Below are 1,136 nucleotides of genomic sequence, written 5' to 3' on the forward strand. Positions count from 1 at the left end.
GGCCGGGGCCGAGGGCGGTGCGGCGTTGGCCGGGGCCGAGGGCGGTGCGGCGTTGGCCGGGGCCGAGGGCGGTGCGGCGTTGGCCGGGGGTCTGCCGTTCGCGGACCGGGCCCAGGCCGGTCGGGAGTTGGCGCGGGCCCTGACCGGTTACCGTCGCCGGTCGGCGGTGGTCCTGGGGCTGCCCCGTGGCGGCGTCCCGGTGGCGGCCGAGGTGGCCGAGGCACTCGTCCTGCCCCTCGACGTGTTGGTCGTCCGCAAGCTGGGCGTGCCAGGCCACGAGGAACTGGCCATGGGCGCGGTGGCCGGCGGCGGTGCCCTGTTCCTCAACCGGCCGGTGATCGACGGGCTGGGCATCTCGGCCCGGGAAGTTGACAGCGTCGTCGAACGGGAACGAGCCGTTCTCGCCCGCCGCCTGCACGACCTGACTGGCGGTCGGCCCTCGCCAGTGGTGACGGGAAAGACGGTCCTGGTCGTCGACGATGGCCTGGCCACCGGTTCCACCATGAGGGCGGCGGTGGGTGCTCTTCGGGCGCTGGGCCCCGAAGAGGTGGTCGTGGCTGCGCCCGTCGGTTCCCCGGCCGCCTGCGCCGCCCTGGCCGCCGAAGCCGACGACGTGGTCTGCCTCCACCAGCCTGCTCAGTTCCGGGCCGTGGGCGAGTGGTACGCCGACTTCCGGCCCACGACCGACGACGAGGTCCGCCGCTTGCTCGCGGGCCGACCCTAGAGGTGGTGTTGGGTCGGCGCCCCGCTCGCTGGGCCGGAGGCGCCTACCGCCCGCTTCCCCGACGACAGGTCAGCACTAGGTTGCCGGGCCACAGGCCCTGCCGACCGCCCCGAGCAGGCGACCCTCCCGTCAGGCCGTCAGGGTCCCTTGGCCCGGCCCAGGCGCCGGCCGAGCACGGGAGCAGGCGACCGTCCCCGTCAGGCCATCAGGGTCCCTTGGACTGGCCCAGGCGCCGGCCGAGCACGGGAGCAGGCCCGAGCAGGCGACCCTCCCGTCAGGCCGTCAGCGTCCCTTGGACTGGCCCAGGCGCCGGCCGAGCACGCCCCCGAGCTGGGGGCCGTCCTCGTCGGGCCCCTCGCCGGCTTCGGGGGGCTGCCCTTGCGCTCGGGCGCCTGGGGGCTGGGCGGCGGCC

General features: G+C 76.4%; 1 protein-coding gene. It reads left to right on the plus strand.

The features are described 5' to 3' along the window. The first annotated feature begins 127 nt into the window (after positions 1-127). The gene (locus AB1673_17645; protein ID MEW6155781.1) at positions 128-724 is read left to right on the plus strand and encodes a phosphoribosyltransferase family protein; all 597 of its coding nucleotides are present in this window, start codon (positions 128-130) and stop codon (positions 722-724) included. Positions 725-1,136: the final 412 nt, after the last annotated feature.

The organism is Actinomycetota bacterium, assembly GCA_040754375.1.
GTDB lineage: Bacteria > Actinomycetota > Acidimicrobiia > Acidimicrobiales > AC-14 > JBFMCT01.